Below are 15,940 nucleotides of genomic sequence, written 5' to 3' on the forward strand. Positions count from 1 at the left end.
GACGCGCTTTCGCGCTCCTCAGGATGAAGTTGGGTGTACCCGGATGCTTTGGGACAGGTCTTGGTGCTTCCCCGTGATGAGGCCGTGGGTTTTGGTGATCCCTAAAAACCTTACCGCCGTCATCCCGGCCAAGCGCAGCGCGAGCCGGGACCGGGGAGCTCATTCCGACGCGCCTATCGAGGATCAACATCAACTCTATGGCTCATGGGTCCCGGATCTCCGCGTTGCTGCGTCCGGGACAGCACTGTGCCACTAAAGCGCTGTTTCAGCGGAGCATGTTTCAAACAGCCTCATCCCGAGGAGGACCGAACGGTCCGTCTCGAAGGATGGGTTACGAACCAACGACATATGTCGTCGTTCAAACGAACGACTGCACCGCGCAGATGTGACAACACAGACGCATTGCGCAGCGGAAAATTGAGGGCATTGTCGCCCTCGCCTCACTTCAGCATGCAGTCAAGCAGTTCGCCTTCACCAATCACGCCGACAATGGCGCCGTCTTTCTGAACGACGACGGGCTCGGTGCTGGAGCGCTTGAGCCTTGCGACCTCGCGCACCGGTGTTGCCGCCTCGCAGGTCAGGCCGCTCGCCAGGGAGCCCGGCAGACTGCCGGGCGGCACCATGATGTCCCGTGCCCTGAGCACATTGAGCGGGTTCATGTGGCTGACGAAATCGGCGACGTAGCCGTCTTCCGGGTTCTTGACGATTTCCTGAGGCGTTCCGAGCTGGATGATCCGGCCGCCTTCCATGATGGCGATGCGCGAGCCGATCTTGGCCGCCTCGTCCAGATCGTGGCTGACGAAAATGATCGTGCGGTTGAGTTCCTTCTGAAGATCCAGAAGCTCATCCTGCAATTTGTCGCGAATGAGCGGATCAAGCGCGGAGAAAGGCTCGTCCATCAAAAGGATCGGAGCATCCGTTGCAAAGGCGCGGGCAAGGCCGACACGCTGCTGCATGCCACCAGACAACTCGTGAACGTATTTCTCTCCCCAGCCGGACAGGCCGACAAGCTTCAACTGCTCTTCCACCTTGGAGGCGCGGTCCTTGGGTGTCATGCCCGCGAGCTCGAGGCCGAAGCCGACATTTTCCGAAACGGTGCGCCAGGGCAGGAGCCCGAATTGCTGGAAAACCATGGCGATGCGGCTTCGACGCAATTCGCGCAGATCATTCGCGGAGCAGGTTTCCGGGTTCACATACCCGTTGCCGTCATGCACCTGAACCTCGCCGCGGATCACCGGATTGAGACCATTGACGGCGCGCAGCAAGGTCGACTTGCCGGATCCCGAGAGCCCCATCAGAACCAGGACCTCGCCCTCATGAATGTCGAGGCTGGCGCCGGCGACACCCAGGATCTGGCCTGTCTCGGCCTGGATTTCCTGCCGGGTCTTGCCGGCGTCGATCATCGGCAGGGCCGATTTGGGGGCATCTCCGAAAACGATATCGACATCGCGGAAGGAGACGATCGGGGATGTTGTTGCCTCACTCATCGCTTGCCTCCTTCCTCTTTTCTGAAGAACCTGTCGAGCACGATTGCGATGAGAACGATGCAGACGCCGACCTCGAAGCCCTGGGCTATGTTCACGGTGTTCAGCGCCCTGAGCGTCGGCACCCCGAGACCATCCGCGCCAACCAGTGCCGCGATCACGACCATGGAAAGCGACAACATGATGGTCTGGGTGAGACCGGCCATGATCTGAGGCAGCGCATAGGGAAGCTCCACCTTCCACAGAAGTTGGGATTTCGTCGCACCAAACGCCTCACCCGCCTCCAGCAATGCCTTCGGCGTGGAGGAAACGCCGAGCTGTGTCAGACGGATCGGGGCGGGAATAGCGAAAATGACGGTGGCAATCAAGCCGGGCACCATGCCAAGCCCAAACAGGATCAGCGCCGGGATCAGGTAGACGAAGGTGGGAATTGTCTGCATCAGGTCGAGAACCGGCCGGATCGCGGCATAGAAGCGTGGATTGTGCGCGCCCAAAACGCCGATGGGCACGCCGGCAACCATACAGACAACCGCAGCCGCCAGAACCAGCGCAAGCGTTTCGGTGGTCTCTTCCCAATACCCCTGGTTGATCGTCAGGAGCAGCGCCAGAACAACAAAGGCGGTAAAGGCGATTGTACGGTGGACAGCGAAGCCAATACCGGCGGCAATGGCAACGATGATCAGCGGATGCGGGGTCTGCAGCAACCACAGGATCCCGTCGATCAGGGACTCCAGAAAAATGGAAATGCCGTCAAAGATCCAGGCGGCATTCACGGTCAGCCAGTCAAAAAAGGCTTTCGCCCATTTTCCAATCGGCAGTTTATGTTCTGTAAGCCAGTCCAAGCCGCTGCTCCGGTTCGTCTCAGTTCAAAAAAATGCGCCGGGCGGAAGGTCCGCACCGGCGCTGTGTCAGGTCTTATTCGACGCCAAGGGCACCCTTGACCGCGGCGAAGCTGTCACCGCCGTCGAAAGTCTTGACCCCGACCAGCCAGCTTTCGAACGTGGCCGGATGCACCTTCAGCCAGGCAGCGGCTGCCTTGTTCGGGTCTTCGCCGTCATTCAGGATCGCGCCCATGATCTCGTTTTCCATGGCCAGCGAGAATTCAAGGTTTTCCAGAAGCTTGCCGACATTCGGGCATTCCTTGACATAACCGGCGCGCACATTGGTGTAGACCGTGGCACCACCGAAGTTCGGGCCGAAGATGTCATCGCCGCCTTCGAGATAGGCCATCTCGAAATTGGCATTCATCGGATGCGGTTCCCAGCCGAGGAAGACGATGTCGTTGTCGCGCTTTCCGGCCCGGGAAACCTGGGCGAGCATGCCCTGCTCGGACGATTCAACAACTTCGAAGCCTTCCAGATCGAAAAGGTTCTGGTCGATCATGCCGATGATCAGGCGGTTGCCGTCATTGCCCGGCTCGATGCCGTAGATCTTGCCGTCGAGGTCGTCACGGAACTTGGCAATGTCCGCAAAGCTCTTGAGGCCCTTGTCGTAGGTGTATTTCGGCACGGCAAGCGTGTATTTCGCGCCTTCGAGATTCGCACGGACCGTCTCGACGGAGCCGTCTTCACGATAGGCCTTGATGTCTCCTTCCATGGTCGGCATCCAGTTGCCGAGGAAGACATCGATATCCTTGTTCTTCAAGGACGCGTAGGTCACCGGAACTGAAAGGATCTTGACCTCGGGCTCATAGCCAAGAGCTTCTAGCACCACGGATGTTGCTGCAGTCGTTGCCGTGATGTCCGTCCAGCCGACATCCGAGAAACGCACCGTCTTGCAGGCTTCCGGTTCGCTTGCCATTGCCGTGCCGGACAGCATGACGGCCAATGCAAGGCCTCCAGCGAGTTTCGCTGCAATGTTCATGAGTATACCTCCTTTGGAAAGCAAATTATCGTTTGTGCAGGGAGTGACGTCACGCTTGATGCGCGTATCTCGACCTCCAGACCTCAAGGGCGCAGTGTGAAACGTGCCCCCTCCGCCTGCCAACCCCTGTTCCGCAGCAATCCAAGCATCCAAAGCGACATTTTGCAAGTTTTCATTGATTGATTGATCAATTAAAAATAAGAATCGGAAAAGTCCGGAGACCAGGATGCCCAAAGTCGGAATGGAAGCAGAGCGGCGGCGGAGCCTCATCGATGCCACCGTGGACGCGATACATGAACGCGGTTACAGCGACGTGACGATGGCGCAGATCGCCAAGCGTGCGGGCGTTTCCGGCGGTCTCGTGCATCACTATTTCGGCTCGAAAGATCAATTGCTTGCCGCAACCATGCGGCACTTGCTGACCGAGCTCGGGCGCGCCATCCGGGAGAGCCTTGCAAAAGCCGAAACGCCACGCGAACGCATCTCCGCGATTATCGCCGGAAACTTCGCGGTGGACCAGTTTCAGCCGGCGGTGATCGCGGCCTGGCTGGCCTTTTACGTTCAATCCAGAACCACCGAAAGCAACAGCCGCCTCCTGCGGATCTATGCCGCGAGGCTCGCCTCCAACCTGACTTACAATCTGCGATTCTTCCTTCCAAGAGACGAAGCGCGCCGGATCGCAGAAGGTACGGCGTCGATGATCGACGGCGTCTGGATCCGCCAGGCCCTGAGCGATGCGCAAACCGACCGCCAGGCGGCCATCGCAATGGTCGAGGACTATGTTGAAAACCAGATTGCCGCTCATGCGGGCCGCAGCAAGGACCACTGAGCCGGAGCTTCTCAATGACCGACACGTTTGACTTCATCATCGTAGGGGCAGGTTCCGCAGGCTGCGCGATGGCAAGCCGGCTCTCCGAGGACCCGAAAAACCGGGTGCTCGTACTCGAATTCGGCGGAACGGACATCGGACCGCTAATCCAGATGCCCGCTGCGCTTTCCTATCCCATGAACATGCCGATTTACGACTGGGGCTATGAGAGCGAGCCGGAGCCGCATCTCGGCGGCCGCCGCCTCGCGACACCGCGCGGCAAGGTGATCGGCGGCTCGTCTTCGATCAACGGCATGGTTTACGTGCGCGGCCACGCGATGGACTTCGACACCTGGGAAGAAATGGGGGCAAGCGGCTGGGGCTACCGGCACGTGCTGCCCTATTACAAGCGCCAGGAACAGAACCCGCAAGGACAGGCCGGATGGCGCGGCACCGACGGGCCGCTGCATGTCAAGCGCGGAACCAAGTGGAACCCCTTGTTCCATGCTTTCCGCGATGCCGGCCGCCAGGCCGGATATGAACTCACCGAGGACTACAACGGCGAAAAACAGGAAGGCTTCGGCGACATGGAAATGACGGTCCACAACGGCCGTCGCTGGTCAGCCGCGAACGCTTACCTCAAGCCCGCCCTCAAACGCGGCAACCTGGATCTCATCAAGGGCGCCCTTGTCCGCAAGGTCCTGATCGAGAACAACCGCGCCGTCGGCGTCGAGTTTGAAACAGGCGGCGAGATCCGGGAAGTCAGGGCGACGCGCGAGGTTATCCTGGCCGCTTCGTCGATCAATTCGCCGAAAATCCTGATGCTGTCGGGCATCGGTCCGGCAGAACAGTTGTCTGAACTCGGCATCGACGTCGTGGCCGACCGGCCCGGCGTCGGCGCCAACCTGCAGGATCACCTTGAACTCTATATCCAGCAGGCCTGCTCGCAGCCGATCACGCTTTACAAGCACTGGAACCTCTTTTCCAAGGCCATGATCGGCGCGCAGTGGCTGTTCTTCAAGAACGGTCTCGGCGCGTCCAACCAGTTCGAGAGCTGCGCCTTCATCCGCAGCAAGGCCGGCGTCAAATATCCCGATATACAGTACCACTTCCTGCCCTTCGCGGTCCGCTATGACGGACAGGCAGCTGCGGAAGGCCATGGTTTCCAGGCGCATGTCGGGCCGATGCGATCGAAGTCACGCGGGCGCGTCTCGCTGACATCATCGGATCCGAAGGCCAAACCCTCCATCCTGTTCAACTACATGTCGCATGACGAGGACTGGGAGGACTTCCGGACCTGCATCAGGCTGACGCGGGAAATTTTCGGCCAGGACGCCTTCGCAGATTATCGCGGCAAGGAAATCCAGCCGGGCGACGAAGTGCAGAGCGACGAACAGCTCAACGACTTCATTCGCGAACATGTGGAAAGCGCCTACCATCCTTGCGGCACATGCCGGATGGGGGCAAAGGACGATCCGCTGGCCGTTGTCGATCCGGAGTGCCGTGTCATTGGCGTCGACGGATTGCGCGTTGCCGACAGTTCCATCTTTCCGCTGATCACAAACGGAAACCTGAACGGGCCGTCCATCATGGTGGGCGAGAAAGCCTCTGACCATATACTCGGCAAGGACCCGCTTCCGGCTTCCAATCAACAGCCCTGGATCCACCCGGACTGGGAAAACAGTCAACGCTGAATTCTGACCGCGTCGCCGGTCACAGCCCTTTGCAGGAGCCTTTCAATGCGCGCCCAACCGAATGCCTCACACTTCGTCGGCGGGTCCTATATGGAAAGCCGGTCGGGAACGCCTTTCGACAGCGTCTATCCCGCGACCGGCGAGACAATTGCCCGCATCACCCCGGCCGACGATGCTGTGATCGAAGCCGCGATCACAGCCGCCAGAAAAGGCCAGCAGGTCTGGGCGGAGACGCCTCCGGCAGAGCGGGGCCGGGTCTTGCGCCGCGCTGCCGACATCCTGCGGGAGAAAAACCGCGAGCTCTCCATCCTGGAGACGCTCGATACCGGAAAACCATTGCAGGAAACGCTTGTGGCAGATGCGGCCTCCGGCGCGGACTGCCTTGAATATTACGGCGGCCTCGCTGCAACGCTTACGGGAGAACATATCGATCTTGGCGGCTCGTTCGCCTACACAAAGCGCGAACCACTGGGGATCTGTTTCGGCATTGGTGCCTGGAACTACCCGATCCAGATCGCCTGCTGGAAAGCCGCCCCCGCGCTCGTCTGCGGCAACGCCATGATTTTCAAGCCGTCCGAGGTCACCCCCCTGAGCGCGCTCAAGCTGGCCGAAGCCCTGAGCGAAGCCGGGCTCCCGGACGGTGTCTTCAACGTGATTCAGGGGTTCGGCGATGTCGGCGCGAAGATGGTGGCGCATCCGGACATCGCGAAGGTCTCGCTGACAGGCTCCGTGCCGACCGGTGCCAAGGTGGCCGCACTTGCAGGTGAACACCTGAAAAAAACCACACTTGAACTCGGCGGTAAGTCCCCGCTGATCATCTTTGACGATGCAGATGTCGAAAACGCGGTTTCCGCCGCGATCAACGCCAACTTCTATTCCACCGGACAGATCTGCTCCAACGGAACGCGGGTCTTCGTCCACACCGCGATCAAGGAACGCTTTCTCGCACGGCTGGCGGAGCGCACGGCAAATGCCGTGCTCGGCGACCCGCTGGATGAGACAACCAGTATCGGTCCGCTTGTCTCCAAAGCGCAGCTCGACAAGGTGCTGCACTACCTGAAGGTCGGACAGGACGAAGGTGCCCGTCTCGTTTGCGGCGGCGGCGCGGCCGAGGTTGCAAGCTTCCCGGACGGTTACTTCGTGCAGCCGACCGTCTTTGCCGATGTTACGGACACCATGACAATTGCCCGGGAAGAGATTTTCGGACCGGTGCTCAGTGTGCTTGATTTCGATGACGAAGACGATGTCGTCGCCCGTGCAAACGACACCGAGTTCGGTCTGGCGGCAGGGGTCTTCACCAAGGACATTCAGCGCGCGCACAGGATAATCGGCAGGCTGCAGGCGGGTACCTGCTGGATCAACACCTACAACCTCACCCCGATCGAAATGCCGTTTGGCGGTTACAAGAAGTCCGGGATCGGGCGGGAGAACGGGCACGCGGCGATCGAGTATTACAGCCAGCTGAAGAGCGTTTATGTCGAAATGGACGGCGTTGAAGCCGCTTTCTGACAGCGAGCTTTGCATCTAAAGCCAAATTCCCCGGGTTCACCCCGGGGAATTTTTGTTGTTTGGCACGGTGACAGATTGAAGTTTCTCTGCGGCAAACCAGATTAACGTCAACACAGATTCGTCAGGAAACCGTATGACCCGCACCGTGCTTGATCCCGCACCACGCAGCTACGCACCGCATGTTTACGTTCTCAACCGGTCGGAACGCGGAGCGGCCTGCGCACCCGATCACCAGACCATCGAGGATCTGCATAACTGGCTGCTGCACGAGGCGACGCGGATCGACAACGTCATGCTGATGTTCGAGGAATTCATGTGGCGCTGCAAGGCGGCCGACCTTGGCATTGATCGCTGCACCCTTCACATGGGCACCCTGCATCCCAGGGTGATCGGGTTTTCCTGGTTCTGGAGCAGCGTCGACGAATTGTGCGACGAAATTGCCGCCGACGCGGGTGCCGTCAATGAAGCCGCGTTTACGCGCAATCCGCTCTACAAGGTGATCATGGAAGGCCAGATGATCAGGGTCGACCTTGAGACCGAAGACGGCCGGACGTCCTCTCCGCTCATGGAGGAACTCGCAGACCAGGGCTTCACGTCTTACGTGGCGCTCCCCCTGAGTGCGTCAGGCAAGACCTTCAACGCGATGACATTCGGGACGACGCGGCCGGGCGGATTTGAAACCTCGGACAAGGAAGAAATCCGACGTCTGATCGACCTGCTGGCGCTTCATGTCGAGCGTCACATCGTGCAGCGCATCGCGCGCAATGTCGCCGACACCTATCTCGGTCCGATCGCGGGACGGCGCGTGCTTGACGGTGAAATCCGGCGCGGCGACGGAGAGGCCATCGAAGCGGTTGTCTTCATGGCCGACATGCGCGGCTTTACCCAGCTTGCCGACCGTCTCAGCGGGCCGGAGGTAACGGCCATCCTGAACGCGTATTTCGACCGGATCTCCGATGCGGTGCTGAGCCAAGGCGGTGATATTCTGAAATTCATGGGCGATGGCGTTCTTGCCGTTTTCGATCAGAAAGTCCTGGGTGAGGGTGCGGCGGCCACCGCTGCCGTCAAAGCCGCGCGGAAAGCGCTGGAGGCAATTGAGGCCCTGAACGACACACCGCCCGATGACCTGCCTGAAGCCGATCTGTGGCATCCTCTGAAAATCGGGATCGGGCTTCACAGGGGCGAGGTCTTCTTTGGCAATGTCGGAGGCGAGGAGCGCCTTGATTTCACGGTGATAGGGCGCGCCGTCAACGAAACCAGCCGCGTGGAGTCTCTCTGCAAGCCTCTGGGGCGGGAACTGCTCCTGACGGAGCCGGTGCGCAACGCGCTCGCCGGTGATCTCAAGACGAGCCTCAACGAAATGGGCGAGCATGCCCTGCGCGGTGTCGGCAAACCTGTCGCGATCTATTCTGCCTGATTTCCTGCTTGCCAACGCCGGAAAACGTTTCCCGGGACAGACTACGGGCTTTTAAGTCCCCTTCCCCCAAGTGGGTTGGGGGAAGGGGCAGGGAAACCGCTCTCTGCCTGTCGGCTTCAACGATCGTCCCTTCTTTTGCCTGACCGCGCACGCGGGAAATGGCCAGCGGACAGGACATTGGTACTTGATGCGACCTTACTTCGTGAGGATCAGTTTCCCCTGTTTTGTAATGGAGAGCCGGTAGGTTTCTTCATTGTGCTGGATCTGGATCTGCCTCAAACCGCTGAAGAGATCACGCGAATCGAATTCCGATTTCTGTTCGCGCACCGGTTTACCCGCCAAGGCGGTCCTTGGGCCGCCCGCAGTCGAAATTGAGAGGCGTCGTTTCTGGCTGTTGGCGGTGAGTGTCATGGCACTATCGGTCCCTGGCCTATGCTGTTTTGCCGGATGAAAGGAGGCTCATCCCGGCGTCCAATTAAGAACAATTAAAAGGTGAGTTTCTTACTCAACTTTATACTTGACACTCATACTCAACTTTTCCTATCAAGGCAATGCCTGATCGATACGGAACTGGAAATCGCGTCCTCCGGTTTTGAGCGAAACAGGGGTCTGCGGGAAACCTCAGACAAAAATGCCAGGCCAGCCAACCGCCCTCTCCTCTCCCTCAGCGGCAAGCCAGCCCGGCCTTTTCTCAAAGGCGCATCCGACCTGCCACGGATCTTGTCAGGACCTTCAAAAAAAGCTGCTGAGCAACAAAAAAAGCGCCGACCGGATGGTGGCGCTTTGTTCAACAACTGACAGGCAATCTTCAGGCGTTGGCGGCAATCGGTGTCTCGGTCACATCGATCTTCAAAAGATCGCGCATGCCGAACCGGTCTTCGGAGAGATCCGCAATCGACTTGGTGTCGAGGACCGCCATGAAGGCTTCGAGCGCTTCGTGCAACAGGCCGTTGAAGCCACAGGACATGATCAGCGGGCAGTCCTTGCGGCCGGAATCGAAGCACTCTGCAAGAAGGAAGCTTTCTTCCGCCGCACGCACGACCTCACCAACCGATATCTGCTCCGCCGGCCGTCCAAGCATCACCCCGCCATTGCGGCCACGTATCGTCTTGATCAGCTTGGCGTCGACCAGGACCTTCATGATCTTGAAAAGGTGGGTTTCCGACATGTCGAAGCTGGCGGCGATATCGGCTACCTTGCTTGGCTTGTCGGGGTTCACGGCGCAGTACATGAGAGCACGCACCGCATAGTTTGTCTGTTGTGTCAGTCGCATGTTCTAGATATGCGGCGCGATGTCTCAAAGGTCAATGGGAAAATTTGAGTGTAAAATGACACTTTGAAAAGAAAGTTCTTTGTCAAAGCACTCCCGGCAGATTGTCCTTCAGAAAAATATCAATACCGATGCGCTCCTGACCTTCAATGATAGGCTCCTTGTCGCACAGCGCCTTTAAGACCCGGACGGCGCTTCTGATCTCGTGGCCCGGATCCTGCGCAATGACGGCATCCATGACATCGGCGTCCAAGGCGTCGCGTGTGTAAGGGGTCAGTTCATGACCGACGAAAACAACGTCCTTGCGCGGTTTTCCTGCCGAAAGCGCCGCGATGACGCCCCTGTTGCCGGCACCGATATTGTATAGCCCCGCAAGATCAGGGTGTTCCTTGAGCAGGCGTTTCACAAGGTCTGCGTTTTTTTCGTTGTCGTCGCGCCCTTCGCGAACCTTCAGAAGCTCAAGATGCGGAAAGTCCGTTTCGACAATTTGCCTGCAGCCGGCGAACCGTTCGGCGTGATCCCTCAGTCCCAGCGAACCTGCGATTAGTGCGACTTTCGCATTTCTCTCCGGCAGGAACCGTCCGAGCAAGCGGCCCGCCGTGCGTCCTGCGGCCGTATTGTCGATGCCGACAAAGTGCTGACGCGCGGAGACCGGATGATCGGAAACCAGGGTGACGACGGGTACGCCCCGATCCTGAAGCCGGTCGATGGCCGCCCTGACCTCGGGGAACGCCGGCGCGACCACCGCGACACCATCACAGACAGACCTGTCCAGGATCGCAAGCGTGCCCGCAACCCTGTGACCGTCAAAGGCATCGATCGGCTCCACATGCACGGTGACGCGGTCGCTGCTCAGCGTTTCGGCGTGCGCCCTGGCTTCACGCGTCAGATCTTCCATGAAGGCATTCGGACCGTCGGGAATAAGGAAATGGAGCCTGTAGACGCGTTTCTTTGCAAGACCGGCGGCAAAGACATCCGGCTTGTAATTCAGGCCGTCGGCGGCTGACCTGACTTTTTCAATGGTCGCCTTGCGCACACCCGGGCGACCGTTCAGCACCCTGTCGACCGTTGCCAGGCTGACCCCCGCTGCCTCAGCCACATCATGAATGGTGACGCGTTTCATCCGAACCTCTTTTTGGCATGAGTATACAGCGCAATGAGGAACGGTCATCAAAAAATGCTGCAGCGCATGATAGCGCGGGATTTACCGGTTCATCAAACGAATTGCCCGGCCGCGTGACCAGAGGACCAGGCCCATTGGAAATTGAACCCGCCAAGATGTCCGGTGACGTCCACCACCTCGCCGATGAAGTAGAGGCCGGGCACCTTGGTGCTTTCCATCGTCTTGGATGACAGTTCCTTCGTGTTCACGCCGCCGAGCGTGACTTCCGCCGTCCGGTATCCTTCCGTTCCGACCGGGGTCAGTTGCCAGCGGTTGAGCTGGTCCGATGCCCGCCGCAACACCTTGTCCGACTGATCGGCCAGACGGCCGCCGAGCGAAAATGTCCCGGCAAGCTCTTCTGCCAGCCGATTGGGCAGCAATTGCGTGAGTGCCGTCCTCAGATCCTGTTTCGGACTGTCCCGGCGCGCGCTGCGAAGCACGTCAAACACGTCGGTCTGCGGCAGCAAATCAACGGAAATCGGGCTGCCTTCCTTCCAGTAGGACGAGATCTGAAGGATCGAGGGCCCAGACAGGCCGCGGTGGGTAAACAGCAGACCTTCGCGAAACACCGTTTTGCCAAAGGACACGCACGCATCAACGGATATGCCGGACAGCCGTGCGCACAGATCCTTGTTGGCATCGGAAAAGGTCAGCGGAACCAGCGCCGCGCGCGGCTGAACCACGTCCAGCCCGAATTGCCTTGCAAGGTCATAGCCGAAGCCGGTCGCACCCATTTTCGGGATCGACGGCCCACCCGTGGCGACGACCAGCGACCTTGCCTTGAGCGGCCCTTTCGACGTTGCCACCGAAAACCACTCGTCCGGCTTCTCGACCGCCTTGATGCCGGTTTCAAGCTGCAGCGCTCCGCCCGCCGCCTCGAGCTCGTTCAAAAGCATGCGAATAATGTCTTTCGCGCTGTTGTCGCAGAAGAGCTGGCCGAGCGTCTTTTCGTGCCAGGAAATGCGGTGCTTTTCAACAAGCGCAAGAAAGTCCTGCTGCGTGTAGCGCTTGAGCGCCGAGACACAGAACCGCGGGTTCTGCGACAGGAAGTTTGCAGGCGTGCAGTGCAGATTGGTGAAATTGCAGCGGCCGCCGCCTGAGATCCGGATCTTGTCCGCCGGCCGTTTGGCATGGTCGACAACCAACACGTTGCGCCCGCGCCTGGCGGCCTCAATTCCACACATCAATCCGGCGGCACCGCCGCCGAGCACAAGAACATCCAGATCACGCATGGGCGCGCTTATAGCGGGTTTGGATCGTGTGAGTAAGGGCTGTTATCGAGCCCTGGTCTAGCTGGAACTTATGTAATCAATCGATTCCGCAGTCTCACTAGGATTGTCACCCCGGACAAGCGCCAGCGCAGATCCGGGGCCTACTCTCAGATCAACTTGTCAATCGGGTCTGAGTGCTTCGCAGGAAGAGCAACTGCGAAAACTCGTTAATCTCTGGAAGCGAGTGGGTCCCGGGTCTCGCTTCGCTTGCCCGGGATGACAAAGAAGTTGCGGCGCCACCAAAACAAAACCGGCGGATCTTTCGACCCGCCGGCTTCCTCGAAGCTCTTTTAAAAAAAGCTTACTTCATCTCGGTGATGGTCTCGAAGCCGTTGGAGCCGACCTCGAAGAGGGCGTAGGTGCCCGGAACGTCGCCCTTGGCGTCGAAGTTGTGATCACCGGCTGCGCCCTTGTAGTCAATGGCGGTACCGGCCGCGATCAGTTCCTTGGCCTTCTTCCATTCACCCGGAAGGATGGCTTCGCCTTCGCCGTTGGAAACTTCAACGACGGCTGCCGCTACGTCTTCCTTTTTGCCGCCCGCCTTTTCAACGGCCAGCGCCAGCAGGAATGCAGCGTCATAGGACGTGTTGGCGAAGATCGCATCCGGGTCGCCGCCGATGCCCTTGAAGGCTTCGTTGAACATGTCCAGCGACTTGGAGGCTTCACCGACCGGCGAGGACGCGACGAAGGTCGACAGGTTTTCCGCGCCCAGTTCGTTGATCACGGCGTCGGACTTCATGCCGTCACCGCCGACGAACTTGTCGAAGAAACCGTTTTCCAGAGCCTGGCGCAGGATGGTGAGACCGGTGCCGTCGCCATAGTCGAAGATCACGAGCGTGTCCGCGCCGCCCTTGGCGAGTTCCGCCAGGTTGGAACGATAGGAGGCCTTGCCTTCCTCGTGTGCGGCGAACTGGGTGATGTCACCGCCGAGTTCATCGACATATTCGGCCTTGAACGCGTTGGCGAGGCCAGTGCCGTAGTCATTGTTGAGGTAGGCAACCGCAACCTTGCCGTAGCCCATGTCTTTCATGGTGCGGGCAAGCGCGCGGCCCTGGTAGTCATCGGAAGGGACGGTGCGGAACACGGTGCCCTTGTCTTCCAGGCCGGAGATTTCCGGCGAGGTTCCGGACGGCGTGATCAGTGCGATGCCGGCCGGGATCGTGACCGATCCGGCGGCAGCCAGAACAGCGCCCGAGCAATGCGGGCCAACGATGCCAACAACGCCTTCAATGTTGACGGCCTTGGTGGCTGCATCCGTGCCGCCTTGCGGGTTGCAGGCGCTGTCGCCGACGACGCCGACCAGGGTTTCGCCGTCACCGATGCCGCCCTGCTCGTTCACCTGCTGAACGGCAAGCTGGGCCGCGTCGATCATGGCCGGCGCCATGGCCGCGATCGGGCCGGACACGCCGCCGATCAGACCGATTTTGACGTCAGCCTGTGCGGGCACGGATGCCAGAGCGGTTGCAGCCATCATTCCGGCGGCAAGTGCAAGAAACTTGGTTTTCATCAAGAGTACCTCCTCAATAGTCCGGTCTTTGCCGGGTCTTTAAGTTTGGCGGCTCCCGCGCCCTTCAAGGCAGAGCGGCAGGACCCACGGAACGGGCCTAACTCTGGTCCGTCCCGGATTTCGTTACCCGCTGGTCTCCCCTCAATGGCTCGGGAAGCAGGCCTTCCGGCCGGAAGCGCAGCACGAGCTGCAGCATGAGGCCGATCAGGAACAAGCGGATGTATTTTGCCTGGACCGCATATTCAGTCGGAAGTCGGTCGGTTGCAATCTCTGAAACGGACCAAATGATCCAAACGACGGCCGCGCCGAGAATGGCGCCGCGATTATTGCCCGATCCGCCCAGGATCAACATGATCCAGATCAGGAAGGTTGCCACCATCGGATCGATGGCTTCGGGTGTGATCGAGCGGTTGAAATGGGCAAACAGCGCCCCGCCAAGTCCCATCAGCGCAGCCCCGAAGATGAAGGCTTCAAGACGGCGGAATTCGACATTCTTGCCCATCGCCTTGGCCGCGTCTTCATTGTCGCGGATGGCGCGCATCATGCGGCCCCACGGGGCATTGAACTGGCGCTCGACCAGGAAATAGACCGCGATCAGAACCGCGAGCACGATCACCAGATAGGCGATCTGGGATTCCATGTAGGCAAGGTCGCCCGCCGGACGGGGAATGCTGGAAATGCCGCGCGCACCGTTGGTCAGGGCCGGTTCGGACTTGATGACCAGCCGAATGATCTCTGCAATACCGATAGTGGCAATGGCCAGATAATCGGAGCGGAAGCGCAGACAGATCTTGCCGATCGGCCAGGCGACTAGCGCAGCCGCCAGCATGGCTGCGATCCATCCGACGACAAAGTGCAGGTCGAAGCCGCCGATACGGCCGTCCGCGGGCGGGGTCGATATGATGGCGGACGTATAGGCACCGACCGCGAAGAAGCCGGCGATACCGGCATTGAACAGACCTGCAAACCCCCACTGGATGTTCAGGCCAAGGGCCAGAAGGGCATAAATGCAGATAAAGATCGCCATGAAGAGGGCGTAGTTGACGAGACCCAGAAGTTCCATCCTGCTCCCTCCCCTTAAAGCACTTTGCCCTTGAGCAGCCCTGTCGGGCGCACAAGCAACATGAACAGCAAGATCGCAAAGGCCATGGCGGCCTTGTACTCGCTTGGAATGAACAGCACCGAGACCTCCTCGGCGACGCCGACGATCAGACCGCCAAGCACGGCGCCTTCCACCCGCCCGACACCGCCGAGAATGGCAGCGGCGAACATGGGCAGCAGCATGTGCCAGCCCATCATGGCCTTCAGCTCGGTGTTGATCCCGAGAAAAAAGCCGGATGCGGCGCAAAGGCCGCCGGCGATCACCCAGGTCAGCATGACCACCTTCTTGTTGTCGATGCCGGACAGCAAGGCAAGGTTCGGGTTGTCGGACATGGCGCGCATGGCCTTGCCCCACTTGGACCGCGTGAGAAAGAGCTGCAGAACACCAACCAGAACGACCATTGCCAGGATCGTGTAAAGCTCCCGGTCACGGACACGAATGCCGAAATAGTCCTCGGGCCGGACAATGCCGCGGGTGTAGGTCTGCGTGTCGACGCCCCAGACGACCTGGACGACAGCACGGATCATCAGAGCGATGCCGAGCGAGGCCATCACCGTCACGATCTTGGGACGCTCTCGCAGATGTTCGTAAAAGACCTTGTCGATCCCGACCGCAACAGCAGCTGTTCCCAGGATGGCAACGGGGAGCGCGGCATAGGGCGAGACGCCAAATCCGGTGACCACCGCCAGCGCCAGAAACGCTCCGAGGGTCGCCAGATCACCATGGGCCAGATGGGCATACCGCAGGATGCCGAAGATCAGGGTGATCCCGACCGCACCCAGCGCATAGATGGACCCGAGCACGACACCCGGCACGATGTAGAAATTCAGAAGTTCGAAAAGATCCATGCCGA

14 protein-coding genes are annotated in these 15,940 nt (G+C 59.7%); 4 read left to right on the plus strand and 10 right to left on the minus strand.

The features are described from left to right. Positions 1–440: 440 nt before the first annotated feature. The 3 genes from choV to RBB49_RS02975 all read right to left on the minus strand — a co-directional run bounded on the left by choV (position 441) and on the right by RBB49_RS02975 (position 3,353). Positions 441–1,487, minus strand: coding sequence for a choline ABC transporter ATP-binding protein (gene choV / locus RBB49_RS02965; protein WP_306141170.1), 1,047 nt, complete (start codon positions 1,485–1,487; stop codon positions 441–443). Continuing rightward, complete coding sequence (choW, locus tag RBB49_RS02970) at positions 1,484–2,326, minus strand: choline ABC transporter permease subunit (protein ID WP_306141171.1); 843 nt, start codon at positions 2,324–2,326, stop codon at positions 1,484–1,486. Before choW ends, choV begins: the two co-directional genes overlap by 4 nt. Before the next feature lie 73 nt (positions 2,327–2,399). After that, complete coding sequence (locus RBB49_RS02975; protein ID WP_306141356.1) at positions 2,400–3,353, minus strand: choline ABC transporter substrate-binding protein; 954 nt, start codon at positions 3,351–3,353, stop codon at positions 2,400–2,402. A gap of 220 nt (positions 3,354–3,573) precedes the next feature. Between RBB49_RS02975 and betI the strand changes: the two genes are divergently transcribed. The 4 genes from betI to RBB49_RS02995 all read left to right on the plus strand — a co-directional run bounded on the left by betI (position 3,574) and on the right by RBB49_RS02995 (position 8,775). Beyond that, positions 3,574–4,176 carry a transcriptional regulator BetI gene (gene betI / locus RBB49_RS02980; RefSeq protein ID WP_306141172.1) on the plus strand — a complete coding sequence of 201 codons (603 nt, stop codon included), beginning with the start codon at positions 3,574–3,576 and terminating at the stop codon, positions 4,174–4,176. A gap of 14 nt (positions 4,177–4,190) precedes the next feature. Then, positions 4,191–5,849 (plus strand): choline dehydrogenase, encoded by a 1,659-nt coding sequence (gene betA / locus RBB49_RS02985; protein ID WP_306141173.1) that lies wholly within the window; start codon positions 4,191–4,193, stop codon positions 5,847–5,849. A 45-nt stretch (positions 5,850–5,894) separates the two neighbouring features. Continuing rightward, on the plus strand, positions 5,895–7,358 hold the full coding sequence (gene betB / locus RBB49_RS02990; protein WP_306141174.1) for a betaine-aldehyde dehydrogenase: 1,464 nt from the start codon (positions 5,895–5,897) through the stop codon (positions 7,356–7,358). 133 nt (positions 7,359–7,491) lie between these two features. Continuing rightward, on the plus strand, positions 7,492–8,775 hold the full coding sequence (locus RBB49_RS02995; protein WP_306141175.1) for an adenylate/guanylate cyclase domain-containing protein: 1,284 nt from the start codon (positions 7,492–7,494) through the stop codon (positions 8,773–8,775). Positions 8,776–8,970: 195 nt separating this feature from the next. On the opposite strand, the gene hemP is transcribed toward RBB49_RS02995, so the two are convergent. The 7 genes from hemP to RBB49_RS03030 form a co-directional block, all read right to left on the minus strand. Further along, entirely contained in the window at positions 8,971–9,186 is a 216-nt protein-coding gene (gene hemP, locus RBB49_RS03000) for a hemin uptake protein HemP (RefSeq protein ID WP_306141176.1), read from the minus strand. A gap of 397 nt (positions 9,187–9,583) precedes the next feature. Beyond that, positions 9,584–10,048: an iron-responsive transcriptional regulator RirA gene (gene rirA, locus RBB49_RS03005; RefSeq protein WP_306141177.1), complete on the minus strand. Its 465-nt coding sequence runs from the start codon at positions 10,046–10,048 to the stop codon at positions 9,584–9,586. Between the two features lie 82 nt (positions 10,049–10,130). Then, positions 10,131–11,168, minus strand: a complete 1,038-nt coding sequence (locus RBB49_RS03010; protein ID WP_306141178.1) for a LacI family DNA-binding transcriptional regulator — start codon at positions 11,166–11,168, stop codon at positions 10,131–10,133. Positions 11,169–11,260: 92 nt separating this feature from the next. Beyond that, positions 11,261–12,439 carry an NAD(P)/FAD-dependent oxidoreductase gene (locus RBB49_RS03015; RefSeq protein ID WP_306141179.1) on the minus strand — a complete coding sequence of 393 codons (1,179 nt, stop codon included), beginning with the start codon at positions 12,437–12,439 and terminating at the stop codon, positions 11,261–11,263. A gap of 340 nt (positions 12,440–12,779) precedes the next feature. Next, on the minus strand, positions 12,780–13,985 hold the full coding sequence (locus RBB49_RS03020; protein ID WP_306141180.1) for an ABC transporter substrate-binding protein: 1,206 nt from the start codon (positions 13,983–13,985) through the stop codon (positions 12,780–12,782). A gap of 97 nt (positions 13,986–14,082) precedes the next feature. Further along, positions 14,083–15,048 carry a branched-chain amino acid ABC transporter permease gene (locus RBB49_RS03025; protein ID WP_306141181.1) on the minus strand — a complete coding sequence of 322 codons (966 nt, stop codon included), beginning with the start codon at positions 15,046–15,048 and terminating at the stop codon, positions 14,083–14,085. A 14-nt stretch (positions 15,049–15,062) separates the two neighbouring features. After that, positions 15,063–15,935 carry a branched-chain amino acid ABC transporter permease gene (locus tag RBB49_RS03030; RefSeq protein ID WP_306141182.1) on the minus strand — a complete coding sequence of 291 codons (873 nt, stop codon included), beginning with the start codon at positions 15,933–15,935 and terminating at the stop codon, positions 15,063–15,065. Between the last annotated feature and the right edge of the window lie 5 nt (positions 15,936–15,940).

It is taken from the genome of Roseibium sp. MMSF_3412, from assembly GCF_030733265.1.
Taxonomy (GTDB): domain Bacteria; phylum Pseudomonadota; class Alphaproteobacteria; order Rhizobiales; family Stappiaceae; genus Roseibium.

Bases quoted from the DNA above. Each gene is read 5' to 3' on its own strand.
- choV (WP_306141170.1), bottom strand. From the start codon at position 1,487: ATGAGTGAGGCAACAACATCCCCGATCGTCTCCTTCCGCGATGTCGAT.
- betI (WP_306141172.1), top strand. From the start codon at position 3,574: ATGCCCAAAGTCGGAATGGAAGCAGAGCGGCGGCGGAGCCTCATCGAT.
- betA (WP_306141173.1), top strand. From the start codon at position 4,191: ATGACCGACACGTTTGACTTCATCATCGTAGGGGCAGGTTCCGCAGGC.
- betB (WP_306141174.1), top strand. From the start codon at position 5,895: ATGCGCGCCCAACCGAATGCCTCACACTTCGTCGGCGGGTCCTATATG.
- RBB49_RS02995 (WP_306141175.1), top strand. From the start codon at position 7,492: ATGACCCGCACCGTGCTTGATCCCGCACCACGCAGCTACGCACCGCAT.
- hemP (WP_306141176.1), bottom strand. From the start codon at position 9,186: ATGACACTCACCGCCAACAGCCAGAAACGACGCCTCTCAATTTCGACT.
- rirA (WP_306141177.1), bottom strand. From the start codon at position 10,048: ATGCGACTGACACAACAGACAAACTATGCGGTGCGTGCTCTCATGTAC.
- RBB49_RS03010 (WP_306141178.1), bottom strand. From the start codon at position 11,168: ATGAAACGCGTCACCATTCATGATGTGGCTGAGGCAGCGGGGGTCAGC.
- RBB49_RS03015 (WP_306141179.1), bottom strand. From the start codon at position 12,439: ATGCGTGATCTGGATGTTCTTGTGCTCGGCGGCGGTGCCGCCGGATTG.
- RBB49_RS03020 (WP_306141180.1), bottom strand. From the start codon at position 13,985: ATGAAAACCAAGTTTCTTGCACTTGCCGCCGGAATGATGGCTGCAACC.
- RBB49_RS03025 (WP_306141181.1), bottom strand. From the start codon at position 15,048: ATGGAACTTCTGGGTCTCGTCAACTACGCCCTCTTCATGGCGATCTTT.
- RBB49_RS03030 (WP_306141182.1), bottom strand. From the start codon at position 15,935: ATGGATCTTTTCGAACTTCTGAATTTCTACATCGTGCCGGGTGTCGTG.